General features: G+C 73.3%; 14 protein-coding genes and 2 tRNA genes. 6 read left to right on the top strand and 10 right to left on the bottom strand.

Annotated features, from left to right (window positions below; all coding sequences use genetic code 11):
- Nucleotides 1–33: 33 nt before the first annotated feature.
- The 3 genes from tig to O7606_RS26350 all read right to left on the bottom strand — a co-directional run bounded on the left by tig (nucleotide 34) and on the right by O7606_RS26350 (nucleotide 3,349).
- Nucleotides 34–1,386, bottom strand: coding sequence for a trigger factor (tig, locus tag O7606_RS26360; protein WP_281596684.1), 1,353 nt, complete (start codon nucleotides 1,384–1,386; stop codon nucleotides 34–36).
- 225 nt (nucleotides 1,387–1,611) lie between these two features.
- Nucleotides 1,612–1,685, bottom strand: a tRNA-Pro gene (locus O7606_RS26355).
- A gap of 419 nt (nucleotides 1,686–2,104) precedes the next feature.
- Nucleotides 2,105–3,349 carry an IS256 family transposase gene (locus O7606_RS26350; RefSeq protein ID WP_281596683.1) on the bottom strand — a complete coding sequence of 415 codons (1,245 nt, stop codon included), beginning with the start codon at nucleotides 3,347–3,349 and terminating at the stop codon, nucleotides 2,105–2,107.
- A 316-nt stretch (nucleotides 3,350–3,665) separates the two neighbouring features.
- Between O7606_RS26350 and O7606_RS26345 the strand changes: the two genes are divergently transcribed.
- Both O7606_RS26345 and O7606_RS26340 read left to right on the top strand, forming a co-directional pair.
- Nucleotides 3,666–3,739 (top strand) — tRNA-Gly (locus tag O7606_RS26345).
- 207 nt (nucleotides 3,740–3,946) lie between these two features.
- Nucleotides 3,947–4,291 (top strand): hypothetical protein, encoded by a 345-nt coding sequence (locus O7606_RS26340; RefSeq protein WP_281596682.1) that lies wholly within the window; start codon nucleotides 3,947–3,949, stop codon nucleotides 4,289–4,291.
- A 21-nt stretch (nucleotides 4,292–4,312) separates the two neighbouring features.
- On the opposite strand, the gene O7606_RS26335 is transcribed toward O7606_RS26340, so the two are convergent.
- Nucleotides 4,313–4,975: a GNAT family N-acetyltransferase gene (locus O7606_RS26335; RefSeq protein ID WP_281596681.1), complete on the bottom strand. Its 663-nt coding sequence runs from the start codon at nucleotides 4,973–4,975 to the stop codon at nucleotides 4,313–4,315.
- A gap of 174 nt (nucleotides 4,976–5,149) precedes the next feature.
- Nucleotides 5,150–5,797, bottom strand: coding sequence for a lipoprotein (locus O7606_RS26330; protein WP_281596680.1), 648 nt, complete (start codon nucleotides 5,795–5,797; stop codon nucleotides 5,150–5,152).
- Between the two features lie 149 nt (nucleotides 5,798–5,946).
- On the opposite strand from O7606_RS26330, the gene O7606_RS26325 reads away from it, so the two are divergent.
- Nucleotides 5,947–6,447 carry a hypothetical protein gene (locus O7606_RS26325; RefSeq protein ID WP_281596679.1) on the top strand — a complete coding sequence of 167 codons (501 nt, stop codon included), beginning with the start codon at nucleotides 5,947–5,949 and terminating at the stop codon, nucleotides 6,445–6,447.
- Nucleotides 6,448–6,539: 92 nt separating this feature from the next.
- Here O7606_RS26325 and O7606_RS26320 read toward each other — a convergent pair whose 3' ends face one another.
- On the bottom strand, nucleotides 6,540–7,427 hold the full coding sequence (locus tag O7606_RS26320) for a class I SAM-dependent methyltransferase (RefSeq protein WP_281596678.1): 888 nt from the start codon (nucleotides 7,425–7,427) through the stop codon (nucleotides 6,540–6,542).
- Between the two features lie 338 nt (nucleotides 7,428–7,765).
- Between O7606_RS26320 and O7606_RS26315 the strand changes: the two genes are divergently transcribed.
- The 3 genes from O7606_RS26315 to O7606_RS26305 all read left to right on the top strand — a co-directional run bounded on the left by O7606_RS26315 (nucleotide 7,766) and on the right by O7606_RS26305 (nucleotide 11,514).
- Nucleotides 7,766–9,001 (top strand): S8 family peptidase, encoded by a 1,236-nt coding sequence (locus O7606_RS26315; protein WP_281596677.1) that lies wholly within the window; start codon nucleotides 7,766–7,768, stop codon nucleotides 8,999–9,001.
- Between the two features lie 68 nt (nucleotides 9,002–9,069).
- Complete coding sequence (locus O7606_RS26310; RefSeq protein ID WP_281596676.1) at nucleotides 9,070–10,308, top strand: S8 family peptidase; 1,239 nt, start codon at nucleotides 9,070–9,072, stop codon at nucleotides 10,306–10,308.
- A gap of 69 nt (nucleotides 10,309–10,377) precedes the next feature.
- Nucleotides 10,378–11,514, top strand: coding sequence for an FAD-dependent oxidoreductase (locus tag O7606_RS26305; RefSeq protein ID WP_281596675.1), 1,137 nt, complete (start codon nucleotides 10,378–10,380; stop codon nucleotides 11,512–11,514).
- Nucleotides 11,515–11,727: 213 nt separating this feature from the next.
- Here the strand turns inward: O7606_RS26305 and O7606_RS26300 are convergent, their stop codons facing one another.
- From O7606_RS26300 to O7606_RS26285, 4 genes are all read right to left on the bottom strand, one after another.
- Complete coding sequence (locus tag O7606_RS26300) at nucleotides 11,728–12,897, bottom strand: MFS transporter (protein WP_281596674.1); 1,170 nt, start codon at nucleotides 12,895–12,897, stop codon at nucleotides 11,728–11,730.
- Nucleotides 12,898–12,938: 41 nt separating this feature from the next.
- On the bottom strand, nucleotides 12,939–13,784 hold the full coding sequence (locus O7606_RS26295) for a family 3 encapsulin nanocompartment shell protein (RefSeq protein WP_281596673.1): 846 nt from the start codon (nucleotides 13,782–13,784) through the stop codon (nucleotides 12,939–12,941).
- Nucleotides 13,781–14,518: a hypothetical protein gene (locus O7606_RS26290; protein WP_281596672.1), complete on the bottom strand. Its 738-nt coding sequence runs from the start codon at nucleotides 14,516–14,518 to the stop codon at nucleotides 13,781–13,783. Before O7606_RS26290 ends, O7606_RS26295 begins: the two co-directional genes overlap by 4 nt.
- A 139-nt stretch (nucleotides 14,519–14,657) precedes the next feature.
- On the bottom strand, nucleotides 14,658–15,641 hold the full coding sequence (locus tag O7606_RS26285) for an aldo/keto reductase (protein WP_281596671.1): 984 nt from the start codon (nucleotides 15,639–15,641) through the stop codon (nucleotides 14,658–14,660).
- Nucleotides 15,642–15,657: the final 16 nt, after the last annotated feature.

Below are 15,657 nucleotides of genomic sequence, written 5' to 3'. Positions count from 1 at the left end.
GCCGGTAGTGGCGGACGGCGGCCGAACCCGCGATCAGTGCTCGTGGTCGTGCTGGTGCGTCTCCTCGGCCTCCGCCTTGAGCGCGTCCAGGGTGACCACCTCGCCGGCCGCGTCCTTGATCGTGATGCGCTCCATCACCGAGGCCAGCGCCTTGCCGCGCCGCACGTCGCCGAAGACCGCGGCGGCCGCGCCGGAGCGGACGAGCTGGTCGTAGTACTGCTGCGGGGGCATCCCGGCACGCTGCGCCCGGTGGACGATCTCGTGACCGAACTCGTCGTCGGAGACCTGGACGTCCTCGGCGTCGGCCAGAGTGTCCAGCAGGAGCTGGATCTTGACGCCCTCGGTCGCCGAGGTGGTCAGCTCCTCGTCGATCTGCTCCTCGGTCTTCTCCTCGGCCGCGAGGTACTCCTCCAGCGAGGCGCCGATCCGCTCGAGCTGGTCGATCATCGCCTGCTTGCGGCTGGCGATCTCCTCGCGGACCACGCCCTCCGGCGCCGGCACCTCGGCCGCGGCGACGAGCTGCTCCAGGGCCTTGTCCCGGGCCGCGTAGATCTGCTCGACCCGCTTGCCCCGGGTGATCCGCTCCCGGACGTCGCCCCGGAGCTCGTCGATCGTGTCGAACTCGCTCGCCATCTGCGCGAACTCGTCGTTCAGCTCCGGCAGCTCCTTCTCCTTGACCGTGCGGACGGTCACCGTCACCTCGGCCTCCCGGCCGGCGAAGTCGCCGCCGACGAGCTGGGTGGTGAAGGTGGCGCTCTCGCCGGCGGAGAGGCCGACCAGGGCCTCGTCCAGGCCGGGCAGGAGCTGCTGGCTGCCGACCTCGTGGGAGAGGTTGGTCGCGGAGCCGCCCGGCACGTCCTCGCCGTCGACGGTGGCGTTCAGGTCGATCTGGACGAAGTCGCCGTTGGCGGCGGCCCGCTCGACGGTCTTGAGGGTGGCGAACCGGTCACGGAGGCTGCCGACCTGCTCGTCGATCTCACTGTCGTCGATCTGAAGCTCGTCGACGGTCACCTCGATGGTGGCCGGGTCCGGCAGGGTGATCTCCGGACGGACGTCCACCTCGGCGGTGAAGTTGAGGCTGTCACCGTCGTTGAACTCGGTGATCTCGACCTCGGGGCGGCCGAGGGTCTTCAGGTCGTGCTCACGGACGGCGTCCAGGAGCTTCTGCGGGATGGCCTCCTGCACCGCCTCGTTGAGGACGGTGCCCCGACCGACCCGCTGGTCGATCACGGCGGCCGGGACCTTGCCCCGACGGAAGCCGGGCACCTGGACCTGCTGGCCGATCTCCCGGTACGCCTTCTTGAGGCTCGGCTCGAGCTCGACGAACGGCACCTCGATGGCGAGCCGCACGCGCGTCGGGCTCAGAGTCTCGACGGTGCTCTTCACAGGCGTACTCCTTGAACGGATCTCGGTTTGATCGGTCTGGCTGGGGCGATGCTTCAGCCCATCGAGTGTAGGCGAGCCGGCCGGACGCTCCGGCAGCCGCCCAGGCACCGCTGCGGCTCGGCCGCTTGGGCACCCGTTGCGGCTCGGCCGCTCGGGCCCCGTTGCGGCTCGCGGCCGCTCGGGCACCGGTGCGGCGACGCCCCGGCGGACCGGCCGCGACGACAGTCGGGGTGGCGGGATTTGAACCCACGGCCCCTCGCTCCCAAAGCGAGTGCGCTACCAAGCTGCGCCACACCCCGTGGCGACAGAAGTGTATGCCGTCCGCGCCCGGCAGGCGTCTCCGGGCGGCGCGCCCACCCCCAGATTCCGACAAACCGGCCGGCCGGGCGTCCCTCCGCGCACCCACTTCGCGGAAGTAGGGGTATCCACTCCCCCGGACGGCCCCGTTTCTGCGAAGCCGCGCCCGGCAGTCGGCCGAACGGCGTCGGCGGACGCCCGGTTGGGGTCGGCGGGAGTCGGACGCGGTCCGCCGTGGGGGTGGGGCGGTCGGACGCGGTCCGCCGTGGGGGGCGGGGCGGCCGGTGGGGCGGCCGAACGAGGTGGGCGGCGAGGAGGACCCGGGCAGGTTGGTCGGGCGCCCTGTCGAGCTGCCCCGTCTGCGCGGGTCACGTCCGCGCGAGTGGTGTAGGAGACGGCCATCGCGGGATCCGGTCTGATGTTATGCGGCGATCGGGGTGGGGTCGGGCTGGTCGGTGTCGTGTTGGTCGGTGTCGACGGTGATCAGGCGGGCTTTGGCGAGGAGTTCCAGGCCCATGTAGCGGCGTCCTTCGGTCCACTCGTCGGTCTGCTCGGCCAGGACGGCACCGACGAGGCGGATGATCGCGGGCCGGTTCGGGAAGATCCCGACGACGTCGGTGCGCCGACGGATCTCTTTGTTCAAGCGTTCCTGCGGGTTGTTGGACCAGATCTGACGCCAGATCTCGCGCGGGAACCCGGTGAAGGCGAGCAGGTCGTCGCGGGCCGTGTCGAGGTGCTCGGCGGCGGCCGGGAACTTCGCCTCGATCGTGGCGACGACCCGCGTGTACTGGGCGTGGACGGCGTCGGTGTCGGGCTGGTCGAAGATCGTCCGGACGAGGGTGGCGATCCACGGCTGCGCTGACTTCGGGACCTTCGTCAGCAGGTTCCGCAGGTAGTGGGTCCTGCACCGCTGCCAGGAGGCCCCGGGCAGGGCCGCCCCAATGGCCTGCACCAAGCCGGCGTGGGCGTCGGAGATGACCAGGCGGACACCGGTCAGGCCGCGGGCGGTCAGCGACCGCAGGAACGCCAGCCAGCCGGCGCCGTCCTCGTCGGAGGCGACGTCCAGGCCCAACACTTCGCGTTGGCCGTCGGCGTTGACGCCGACGGCGATCAGGGCGTGGACGTTGACGGTCCGTCCGTGTTCGCGGACCTTCATCGTCAGCGCGTCCATCCACACGAACGTGTAATGCCCGGAGTCGAGGGGCCGGTTGCGGAACGCCTCGACCTGCGCGTCGAGGTGGGCGGCCATCTCCGAGACCTGCGACTTCGACAGCTGCCGGACGCCGAGCTGCTCGACCAGCCTCTCCACCCGCCGGGTCGACACCCCCAGCAGATACGAGGTCGCCACGACCGAGATCAGGGCCTGCTCGGCCCGCCGACGATGGGTCAGCAGCCAGTCCGGGAAGTAGCTGACCTGGCGCAGCTTCGGGATCGCCAGGTCGATCGTCCCGGCCCGGGTGTCCCACTCGCGCTGCCGGTAGCCGTTGCGGGAGTTGACCCGCTCGTCGCTGCGCTGCCCGTACCCGGCACCGCAGATCGCGTCGGCTTCGGCGGACATCACCGCCTGCGCGAACGTCTTGATCATCGCCTGCAACACGTCCGGCGACGCGCCCGCGATCTGCTCGCGCAGCAGGTCAACAGGGTTCACACTCTCTGAAGCGGCCATCGCGTTCTCTCTTCCTTCTCTGACTTGGTCGTCTTGAAGGATCGACGCGATGGCCGTCTCTCATCTACGCAACACGCCCAACACGGGCAAGTCGTACACCACTCCTGTGGACGCAACCTCTGCGGCGCCCACCGTCCGGCGTACGGTCGGTCGGATCGGGGTGGCCGGCGGAACGATCCCCGCGCGTCGACGTCGGGTCGCCGGAGCAGGCGCCCGGCGTTCCTCCGTTGGCGTCGGAAGGGCGCTGGTATGTGGCTGCGCGACGCCAGCGGGCACACGGTAGGCTGTCGGCGCGTCCCGTCGCGGCGGGGCGTACGCGGGCGTAGCTCAATGGCAGAGCTTCAGTCTTCCAAACTGACGGTGCGGGTTCGATTCCCGTCGCCCGCTCCACACAAACAGCAGTTCAAGGCCTTAACTCCGATCACATTGATAGCGGATCTTCGATCTTGGACGGCCCACGTACCACGGATCTCTCACCCCCGGCTCGTGTCACCCTGGCGGTCGCCCCAACCCGGCGACCCCATCCAGGTCGACAGCAGGGAACTCGCCCCGCTCGGCGGTCCTCGGGCGCTCGGGTATGCGCATACAGTGGCCGGCGTGAACGACGATCGCGGGCGTCCACCGTTCCTGGCCGGCTTCTGGTCCCTGGTGGTGGGCGGCCTGGCTCTCGTGGTCGTGATATCGGCGCTGGAGCCGATCGTCCAGCAGAGGGACTGCCCGAACTACGGGGGCTCCGGCAACGCCAGCGCCTTCGCGGACCCGGCCTGGGACCTGTATCTGCCGTTGCTGGCGTTCGGCTGGGTCAGCGCCGTGGCGGTCGAGCAGATCCTTCCGGTCACCCGACGCCACCGCGCCTGGGCGGTCCGGGCGGCTACCGCGCTCGTCCTGGTCGTCGTCGGCGCGTGCTGTCTGGTCGTGTCGCTGGGCACCGTCTGCCGGTGACATCGCCGGGGTCGGGCCGGCTCAGGTGTCCCCGCCTGGCCCGGCGGAGGGCCGCTCAGACCGGCTGGCGGGCGTCGGTCGTCCGTGACGAGGGACGACTCCGGCGCCCGTCGTCCACTCCGTCCCGTCGGCTCCGTCGGCTCCGTCGGCTCCGTCGGCTCCGTCGGCTCCGGGAGGATCGCACACGCCCTGAGCGGTAAGGCGCTTGGCCAGGATGTGTTCGCGGCGGAGTCCGTCGGGCATGAGCCCGCCGAGTTCGCCGGTCTCGTGGAAGCCGTGGCGTCGGTACAGGGCCCGGGCGGGTTCGTTGCCCTCCGCCACCGCCAGCCGTAGCGTCCGCGCGCCCACCTGCCGGGCCCATTGCTCGACCGCCCGCAGGAGCTGGTCGCCGACGCCCCGGCCCCGCCCCGACGGGGCCACGTACATGGAGATCAGCTCGACGACGTCGTGCTGGTCGGTCGGGATTCCGCTGGCCATGCCGACGGGCTGTCCGTCGTGCGACGCGACGACGTTGCACGAGCCGGGGATGGCCAGCCGGCCGCGCCAGCGTTCCGGGCGGTCGCCGTCGCCCTGCCAGTCGGCCAGGCGGGCGCCGAAGGCGTGGGGGGCCTCGGTCAACGCGGCGAGCCGCAGGCTTCGCCACAGCGGCCAGTCGTGCTCGGTGAGCACCCGCGTCTCGGTCACCTCCGCAGGTTGCCGCAGCTCCGGGTTGCCCGGCAACCCCTTTCCGGTCGGGCGGCGACGGATCGACGACCGCGATCGGCCGTCGGACCCCGGCGTAGCGTCGACCGGGCGGCGGGTCGGAACGCGGCCGGCGGGGCGGATCAGGTGGCGGCGGACTGGATCAGGCGGCGGCGGTCACCGGGTCACCACGAGGGTGCGCCTGGCGAGCTCGTAGGCGGGCAGCATCTCCTCGTGCTCCTCGTGGTCGGGGCTGTCCAGGGAGACCGCGACGACGCCCCGCCCGGTCCGCACGGCGAACGCCCGTTCCGGCTTAAGCGCGTCGTCGAGCTGGCTGCTCGTACGGTAGGTGACCTCCACGGCGGGACGGCCGTCCACGCGCAGCTCGGTGTAGGCGGGATCCTGTGCCTGCGTACCGATGAAGGCTCGCAGGCTGGCCCGCGGCTCGGCCTCGCCGCCGGTCCAGACCCGGAGGAAGCCGATGGCGCCGGCGGGCTTGGCGTCGATCTCGCAGGCCATGGTGAGCGGTCCGCGACGAGCGAGCGCGGCCCACGGGTCGTCCGGGGCCATGGGGGCGACGGCCTCGGGCTGCCAGGACGCCGCGAGCCCGAAGGTGACCGGCAGCTCGCAGGCGCTGCCGACGCCGCCGACACGGGCGACCGGCGACGCGAGCGGCGCAGGCGACCCGGCGGGCGCGTGCGGCGCAGGCGACCCGGCGGGCGCGTGCGGCGCAGGCGACCCGGCCGAGGCGGCCGGCGCGGCCGACGGGGTGGGCGGGTCGGTCCGGCCGCAGGCCGCCAGGGCGAGCGCCGGGACAGTCAGCACGGCCACGACGACGGACGCGACGCGACGCGAAGTCCGGCGGGCGGCCGGTTCGGATTCCACGAGGCCAGGAGTGTACGGCGCACATCCCGGCTGGTCGGCGGACGGATCGGAGTTGGGCGGAGGGCGGCCGTCCGCTAGCGTGCCCGCTCGTGAATCTTGCACGCGTCACTTCCGCGATCGTCATGTGCGCCGTCCTGACCACCCTCGCCGCCTGCGGCGGGGAGGACGCCGCCGACCCGGCCGGGTCCTCGTCCACGACCTCCTCCGCCCCGTCCTCGGCGGCCACCACCGCGTCCTCGGCGCCGTCCGCGTCGACGGCCGGCGCCAGCGACAAGGACCTCTGCGAGTCGGCGAAGAAGGCCGGCGACGAGATGAAGGCGGAGCTGGTCAAGGCGGTGAGCTCCGGCAGCGAGCCGACACCGGCCGTGTTCCAGAAGATCCTGACCGACCTGGAGAAGGCGGTGACCGGTCTGGCCGCCACGGGCGGCGACAGCCCGGTGGCCACCGCCCTGAAGCAGTTCGGCGTGGAGGCCGCCAAGGCGGCGTCGGAAGCGGACCCGGCGGCCGCCGCCGACAACCCGGCGTTCGAGAAGGCCGGCGCGGACATCACCGCCGCCTGCAGGGCGGCCGGCGTGGACGTCAACTTCTGACCGGTACCCCCGCCCGGACAGCCCCGCTGGCGACCGGCTCCGCGCGCCGGAGGGCCGCGTCGTTCAGAAGCCGCGCCGTCCGTTCCGTCCCTTCAGGACGAGCGGACGGCGCGGACCCGGCGGCGCGGCGCGCGACGGACCAGGCGGCGCAGCACGCGACGGAGCGGGCCGCGCAGGAACGGCAGCCGGGGCGACCGGGCGGGCGTCGGGGTCGGGGTCGGGCGGGTGGGCGCGGGCGGTTTCCGCTCCGGCTCGGCCCGGGGCGGCCGGTTCCGGGGCGGGCCGCCGGGCTTGACGACCCGGAACGAGAACTGACCGCAGAACTGCAGCTTGCGTAGGTTGATCTGGTTGGCCCGGCGGCGGGTGTCGACTCCCCAGCCGTCGATCTCCTCGTTCAGCGGTGACTTCTGGAACCAGGCGCCGTGCTCGGGTCGCCGGCCGAACCACTGTCGCCGCACCAGCGCGATCCCGTCGATGCCCGGCCGGACCTCCTCCAGCTCCAGGCCGGCGTCCTCGACGATCACCTTGAAGCCGTAGATGGTGTAGTTCCACAGGCTCCAGGCGTGGTACGGCTCGAGCTGGGAGGTGCTGCCGATGAAGACGCCGCCGGGTCGCAGCACCCGCCGTACCTCCCGCAGCAGCGGCTCCGGGTGCCGGACGTGCTCCAGCACCTGGTTGGAGTAGATCAACGGCAGTGAGTCGTCGGCGAACGGCAGTCGTACGCCGTCGTAGAGGACGACCTGGTCGGTGTCGATTTTCCGGGCGTTGGCGGACTGCATGATGTCGACGCCGACCCAGCGGACGTCCGGCTTGAGGCCGCGCGCCAGGGGGGCCGACGCCCCGTCGCCGCAGCCGAGGTCGACCATCAGCGTCGGCGCGTCCGGCGCCCGCAGTTCCTCCTCCAGGTAGTACCGGGAGTGCACCTGCCGGGAGTGGTCGTTCGGGATGTGCTCGCCCACGAGTTGCCACAGTGTCGCCATCACACCCTCCTCGGCCGGGGGGGGAGAGTCCCACTCTAGACCGCAGCCGGCGGCTCGGCCACGGAAGCTGACGCGCGCGCCTGCGCGTTGACCTGCTCCTGCGGGCCACGCGTCGGCGGGCGCCGGGCCGACGGTGCGAGGGCAATCCTCGTTTCTACCCCGCCGACAGCCGGACAGACAACTCCAAGAGTTTCAACTTCATCAATATCATTCTCATATCGTGAACATCAGAGAAATCCAGAGATGTAAATATCACGGCTAGGATTCTCCCATCGTCCAGCGCCTCCCGATCGGGTCACGAGACGGTCGGGCGGCCACCACAGTAGGAGGACCGGGAGATGACACTCCCCCGCACTCACCGGCGCACCCTCGCCGCGGTCGGCGTGCTCGCCAGCGCCGCCATGGTCACCGCCATGGCCGCCGCTCCGGCGACCGCAGCCCCGTCCGTCGGTGAGATCCGCGGCGCCGGTGGCGCGACGGCCGTGGCCGACAGCTACATCGTGGTACTCAAGGACAGCAGCGTCGGCGGTCGCGCCGGCACCCGGCAGGCCGCCGTGAAGAGCGCCGCCAGCTCGCTCGCCGAGCGGTTCGGCGGCCGGATCGGCCACGTCTACGGCGACGCCCTCAACGGCTTCGAGGTGAAGCTGTCGGAGCAGGCCGCGAAGCGGCTCGCCGCCCACCCCTCGGTCGACTACGTCGAGCAGAACCACGAGGTGTCGATCCAGGCCACCCAGAACAACCCGCCGTGGGGCCTGGACCGCATCGACCAGCGCAACCTCCCGCTGAGCGCCAGCTACACCTACAACAGCGTCGGCACCGGGGTGAAGGCGTACATCATCGACACCGGCATCCGGACCACCCACAACGACTTCGGCGGCCAGGCGATCGACGGCTACGACGCGGTCGACAACGCGCTGCCGGCCGCCGACTGCAACGGCCACGGCACCCACGTCGCCGGCACCGTCGGCGGCACCACGTACGGCGTGGCCAAGAACGTCACCCTGGTCGCCGTGCGGGTGCTCAACTGCTCCGGCAGCGGCACCTGGGCGCAGGTCATCGCCGGCATCAACTGGGTGACCTCCAACCACCAGGCGGGCCAGCCGGCGGTGGCGAACATGAGCCTCGGCGGCGCCCTCAACAGCTCGCTGAACACCGCCGTGGCCAACTCGATCGCCGACGGCGTCACCTACGCGGTGGCCTCCGGCAACTCGACCGCCAACGCCTGCAACACCTCGCCGGCCGCGGTGACCACCGCGCTGACCGTCAACGCCTCGCAGAGCAACGACGCCCGCGCCTCGTTCTCCAACTACGGCACCTGCACCGACCTGTTCGCCCCGGGCGTGAGCGTGCTGTCCGCCTGGTACACCAGCAACACCGCCACCAACACGATCAGCGGCACCTCGATGGCCTCCCCGCACGTCGCCGGCGCGGCCGCCCGGGTGCTCCAGGTCTACCCGAGCTACACCCCGGCCCAGGTGCACGCGTACCTGGTCAACCAGGCCACCACCAACGTGATCACCAACCCGGGCACCGGTTCCCCGAACCGGCTGCTCTACCTGGCGCCCACCTTCTGACCGAACGTCGTCCCACCGGCCCCGAGGCGAAACCGCCCCGGGGCCGGTCCCGTCCGTGAGGAGAAACGATGACCAGATCACCCGTCCGGTCCCGGACGCTCGTGCTCGCCGTGGCGACCGCCCTGGCCACGGCGCTGCTGCCCGGCGCCCAGGCCGCCGCCACGACCGGCGACGCCGCCGGGGGCGTCATCCGGCACGCCGGGGCGGCGGACAGCGTACCGGGCAGCTATCTCGTGGTGCTGCACGACCGCGACGTCCGCCGGTCCCCCGGGGTGGACGCCGCCGCCGAGGTCGGTCGGGTCGCGGACCGGCTGCGCGCCCGCTACGGCGGCGCGGTCGGCCACGTCTACGGCAGCGCCCTGACCGGATTCGAGGTACGCCTGCCGGAACGCGCGGCCCGCCGACTGGCCGCCGACCCGGCGGTGGCGTACGTGGAGCAGAACCGGGTCACCGCGCTGGTCGGACCCGGCACCCAGCTCAACCCGCCGTCGTGGGGGCTGGACCGGATCGACCAGCGGAACCTGCCGCTCGACGCCCGGTACGCCTACCCGAACACCGCGCACAACGTGCACGTCTACGTGGTGGACACCGGCGTCCGGGCCACCCATGTGGACTTCGGCGGCCGGGTCGGCGGCGGCGTCGACCTGGTCGACGGCGCGCTGCCGGCGGACGACTGCAACGGCCACGGCACCCATCTGGCCGGCACCATCGGCGGCACCAGCCACGGGGTCGCCAAGGAGACGCGGATCCATCCGGTGCGGGTGCTGTCCTGCGCCGGCAGCGGCACCCTCGCCACGGTGATCGCCGGGATCGACTGGATCACCGCGAACGGCGTCCGTCCGGGGGTGGTGGAGCTGGCCATCGGCGGGTCGGCCAACACCGCCCTGGACGCCGCGGTGACCAACTCGATCAACCGGGGCTTCACGTACGTGACCACCGGGGGCAGCTCCAACGGGAGCGCCTGCAACTTCTCGCCGGGCCGGGTGCCGGGGGCGTTGACCGTGGTGGGCACGTCGGCGACCGACGCCCGGCTGCCCAGCGGCAACTACGGCAGTTGCATCGACCTGTTCGCCCCGGGCGCCAACATCGTCTCCACCTGGTACACCGGCAACACCGCGGTCGCCACGATCAGCGGCGGCTCGACGGCCTCGGCGCACGTGGCGGGTTGCGCCGCGCTCGCCCTGTCGGCCAACCCGACCTGGACCCCGGCGCAGGTGTCGGGCTACCTGACCGGGCGGGCCACCACCAACGTCGTGACGGGCGTGCCCTCCGGCACCCCCAACCGGCTACTGTACTGCGGCCCCTGACCGGGGTCGGGACGGGCTCCTCCCCGCCACGAGGCGGTGGGGAGGAGCCCGTCCCTCTACCCTGAGACAGTGACGATTGACTATATGGTGGTGGGTGGCGGGATCGCCGGGGCCAGCGCCGGGCACCACCTCGCCCGGTACGGCCGGGTGCTGCTGGTCGAGATGGAGCAGGTGCCCGGCCACCACTCGACCGGCCGCTCCGCGGCCCTGTTCTCCGAGTACTACGGCGGCCCACAGGTGCGCGCCCTGACCCGGGCCAGCCGGGAATTCCTCCTCGGGCCGCCGGCCGGCTTCGCCGAGCATCCGCTGCTCACCCCGCGCGGCGTACTGTCCCTCTGCCCGCCCGGCGACGAGGCCGAGTTCGAGGCCGAGCTGCGGGCCGGCGCCGAGGTGGACCCACCGGCCCGGGAGATCGACCCCGCCGGGATCCCCGACATCTGCCCGATCGTACGGCCGGGCTGGGCCCGTCGGGCGATGGTGAAGCCGGCGGCCCGGGACGTCGACGTGGCCGCCCTGCACCAGGGGTACCTGCGCGGGATCCGGGACGCCGGCGGCACCGTGGCGCGGCTGACCCGGGTCCGGTCGCTGCGCCGGGAACGGGGACGGTGGCGGGCCGACACCGACGCCGGTGAGCTCACCGCCCGGGTGGTGGTGAACGCGGCCGGCGCGTGGGCCGACCAGGTCGCCGTCTCCGCCGGGGTGGCCCCGTCGGGGTTGACGCCGCTGCGTCGGACGGCGTTCCTGGTGGACGCGCCGCCGGGCGTGGACCCGGCCCGGTGGCCCCTGGTCGGCGACGTGGCCGGCACCTTCTACGTCAAACCGGAGTCCGGTCACCTGCTGGTCTCCCCGGTCGACGCCACGCCCACCCCGCCCGGCGACGTACGCCCCGACGACCTAGACGTCGCGCTCGGCGCGGCCCGGCTGGAGGCGGCGACCACGGTGACCGTCCGCCGGATCCGGCACGCCTGGGCCGGGCTGCGCACCGCCGCCCCGGACGACGTGCCGGTGATCGGGCCGGATCCGTCCGCGCCCGGTTTCCTCTGGCTGGCCGGGCTGAGCGGCTACGGCGTGCAGACCGCCCCCGCCGCGGGCGCGCTGCTGGCCGCCCTGGCCGCCGGCGTCGAACCGCCGGTGGACCCGGCCCCGTACGCCCCGGGCCGGGCCGCCCTCTCCGCCCCGGCCCCCACCGACCGACGCCGGACGTGAGCAGCGCGCCGCGCCGACCCGCCGCCCCGGACCGGGAAGAGGGAACAGGCCCCACCCGGCCGGGCTGGCAGTGAACAGAGCCACCAACCCTGGCCGGGAGGGAACAGGCCCCACCCGGCCGGGCCGGGAATGACCAGAGCCACCCGCCCGGGCCGGCAGTGAGCAGGGCCCGACCGACCCGGATCGGCAGTGGGCGGGACGCCGGGCCCCGGGTCAGGCGGCCGGGCGGGGGACGCCGGCGAACCGGGGCGAGGCGGAGATGGCGGCGGAGACCAGCGCGGCGGCCAGGGTGGCCCAGAAGACGGCCGGGTAGCCGGCGACGCCGGCCACCAGACCGGCCAGCGGGCCGCCCAGCACCAGCCCGAGATCCCAGAACGAGGTGAACGCCCCGAGCGCCGCGCCCTGGTGCGCCGGATCGGTCCGGTTGATCACCATCAGGGCGAGGGCCGGGAAGAGCAGCGACAGCCCGGCCCCGACGACCAGACCGCCCAGCACGGCCACCCACAGGTTGGTGGCCACCGCCACCAGCAGCAGCCCGACCGCCTCCACCACCGCCGACCAGAGCGCCACCCGGGCGGGACCGAGCCGGTCCGGCAGGCCGCCGACGAACAGGCGCACCCCGACGTAGGTGAAGCCGAACGCGTTGAACGCGGCGATGCCGTTGTCCACCCCCCGGGCGTCGAGGTGCAGCGCGGCGAAGGCGGCGAGGCCCGCGTACCCGAAACCGGCGAGCGTCAGCGCGACGCCCGGGGCGACCGCGCTGCCCGGCAGGAGCGCGGCCCGGCCGACCGCGGCGGGTTGCTCCGGCCGGCGGCGGGTGGCCACCAGCGCCACCCCGACCAGCGCGGTGAGCGCCGCGAAGACCCACACCGCCGGGTACCCGCCGGTGGCGCGCAACAGCACCGTGCCGAGCAGCGCGCCGACGGTGAGCCCGAGCCACATGTGGATGCCGTAGAGGCCGACGATGCGACCGCGCCGCTCGGGCGGGGCGAGCGCCACCAGCCAGGCCGCCCCGGCGGTGTAGACGGCGCCCTCGCCGGCCCCGTGCACGAGCCGGACCGCGACCAGCGCCGGCACGTTCCCGGCGACCAGGTAGCCGGCCCCGGCCAGGACGCACAGCCCGGCCCCGGCGAGCATCACCGTCCGGTAGCCGTGCCGGTCGCCGATCCGGCCGGCGATCGGCCGGGAGATCACCGCGGCCACCGCCAGGGCGGCGATCACCAGCCCCACCTCGAACCGGCTGCCGCCCAGGTCGTCGAGGACGAGAAACGGCAGCACGGCCAGCGACGCCCCGGCCCCGAGCAGCGCGGACAGGATCGCCCCGAACAGCGGCAGGTACGGCCGGTAGAACCTCAACCGGCCGCCGACGGTGGTCGCGGTCATGGGCGTTCCTCGATTCTGCGGGTACGACGGCGTGGGGTGGGTCAGGCGGGCACGACGTGGAAGAAGTGGGTGGGCAGGTGGATGGCCAGTCCCTCGTGGATCTCCGCGCAGACGGCCGGCCCGGGGGTGGCGAACGTCCCGGGCGGCGGCTCGGCCACCCGGATCGCCGAGCGGCCGGCGTCGAGCAGCCGCGCGGCCATCGCGAAGTCACCCACCACCGCCTCCCCCGGCGCCACCATCCGGGTACGGCTGATCTGCACCCCGTTGCGGGTCAGGTCCGCCAGCAGGGCGTCCCGACCGAGCAGGTGGGTGTAGTAGTCCCGGGGATTGACGATCATCGCATGCGGGGTGGCCCCGGTCTGTTCGATCTCGTCGCAGGCGGCGAGCAGGCCGCTGAGCCAGTCGTGCCGGTACGGCAGCTTCGCGATCTCCGGGTGTGCCAGCAGGCCGTGCTCGCCGATGGTCAGCGCCTGGTTCTCGGCGGTGGCCAGCCGCACCAGCAGCCGGTAGTCGACGAAGACCGCCAGCCCCTCCGGGTCCTCGGCCAGCTCGGCGGGGAGCTGCACCCAGGCCCGGACCGGGTGCACCCCGGCCTGGGCCATGCCGAACCGGAAGGCGGCCTCCCGGCGCAGCCCCGACTCGTGCACCCGGGCCGCCTCGGCGGCGTCCGGCCGGCGCTCGCACCAGAACCGGACCGGATCCGTGCCGACCGGCCGTTTCCGGAACAGGTTGCGGACGGTGACCCGGGGCCGTTCCTTGGTGGGTTGGAAGGCGTCGGTGATGGTGAAGTCGAACCGGACCTCGGCGCCGGTCGGGTCGGCGGCGTACGCGGCGGCGAACTCCTCGCCGGGCGAGCGGGTCACGGGCGGCGCGGCGACGGTGGTCATGTCTGCTCCTCGACCGGAATGGCGTGCTGGATGAGGCGTTGGTAGAAGGGCTGGTGGTGGTCGTGGTACGCGCGCAGGACCGGGTCGTTCTCGACGGTCACCGCGAACTCCTTGTCGACCGGCCGGAACCGCGAGGTGCCGGCCACGTCGAGGTGCCAGATCCGGGTCCGCGCCCATTCCGCGCGGTCCTCGGGGGCCCAGGTCAGCGCCTCCGGCCGGTACGGCAGGCCGACCGCCGCGCACCACGCCGCCACCGCCCGTGGCGGGTCGGCGAGCAGCGCCTCGGCGGAGAGCACCACCGGTGGCCGGCGGGCGGTGGCCCGGACCAGCTCGAACAGCTCCCACTGGTGCTCGTAGCCGATCTCGTGGCACTGCACGGTGGGCTTGACCGCGTAGTGCGAGTTGATCGTCCGGGCCGGCTGCCGGACCAGGAAGGTGTGCGTCACGTCGGCGATCCGCTCGGGCGCGGCGAACAGGTGCCCGTACCGGTACTCCAGGGTGTCCTTGACGAACACGTGACGGTCCCGGCCCAACGCGACCAGGTGGGCGGTGACCTCGTCCGGGCCGGTCACGACGCGGACGCCGCCGTCGGCGGTGGGCAGCTCCACCCGCCCGGTGTCGACCAGGGTCACCAGCGGCTCGTGCACCACGGTGACGTCCCCCCGGGCGATCATCATGCGGAGGAAGGCCGTGGAGACGGCGCGGGGGTGCGCCCACATGGCGATCAGCGTCATGCCGGCGCCGCCGGGCAGCCCCGTCGGGCGGGCCGGGAGGGGGGCACGGGCGGGACGGGACGGCGCGGCCCGGTGCGGACGACCGCCCCGGGCGGTGGGGCGCAGGCCGCCACCCGGGGCGTCGTCCGGGCGGGCCGGGTCACTGGGACCACGAGGTCGGTCGGCGGTCCCAGCGGTGCCCGCGCAGCCGGTCGAGCAGCTCCGGGTCGAGCGGCTGCCCGTCGCTGACCGCCAGGTTGGCCCGGACGTGCTCGGGGCGACGCATGCCGGGGATCACGGTGCCCACCGCCGGGTGGTGCAGGATGAAGCGCAGCGCCAGCTCGGCCATGGTGGTGCCGGCCGGCACGTCGACGGCCAGCTTCTCGGCGCGGGCCACGCTGGGCAGGAGGTTCTCCGGGCCGAAGTAGGTGCTGCGCCAGTCCTCCGGCGGCCAGGTGCTCTCGGCGGTGAGGGTGCCGGTGAGGGTCCCCTCGTCGAACGGGACGCGGGCGATGACGCCGATGTCGTCGCGCCGGGTCCGGTGGAACAGCTCGTCCTCGGGGGCCTGGTCGAAGATGTTGTAGATGACCTGGACGACGTCGATCAGGCCGGTGTCCAGGGCGGCCAGGCAGTTGGTCGGCTCCCAGCGGTTGACGCTGATGCCGACCCCGTCGACCAGGCCCTCCCGTTTCAGCTCGGCGATCGTCTCCTGCCAGCGTCCGTCGTCGGCCCAGCGGTCCTCCCAGACGTGGAACTGCAGCAGGTCGATCCGGTCCACGCCCAGGTTCGCCAGGCTGTGCCGGGTGTACTCGCGGATGTGCTCGGCCGGGAAGACGTCGTCGAGGGTGTCGGTCGGGCGGGGCGGCCACTCCCGGTTCTTCGGCGGGATCTTCGTGGCCAGGTACAGCCGCCGGTCGGGGTGGCGGCGTACCAGGCCGCCGAGGAGCTGCTCGCTGACGCCCCGGCCGTAGACCCAGGCGGTGTCGAAGAAGTTGCATCCCCGTTCGACCGCCTCGTCCAGGCAGCGCGGGGCGACGTCGTAGTCCCAGCCGGTGAAGCCGCCGGGGCCGCCGCCGATCCCCCACATCCCGTAGCCGACCTCGCTGACCTGCCAGCCGAGCCGACCCAACCTGCGATAGCGCATGCACTGTCCCTTCGGT

The sequence above is a fragment of the Micromonospora sp. WMMD882 genome (assembly GCF_027497255.1).
In the GTDB taxonomy this organism is placed as follows: Bacteria; Actinomycetota; Actinomycetes; order Mycobacteriales; family Micromonosporaceae; genus Micromonospora.
Note: the sequence above shows the minus strand (reverse complement) of the source record. Positions and strands in the feature narration are given on the sequence as shown.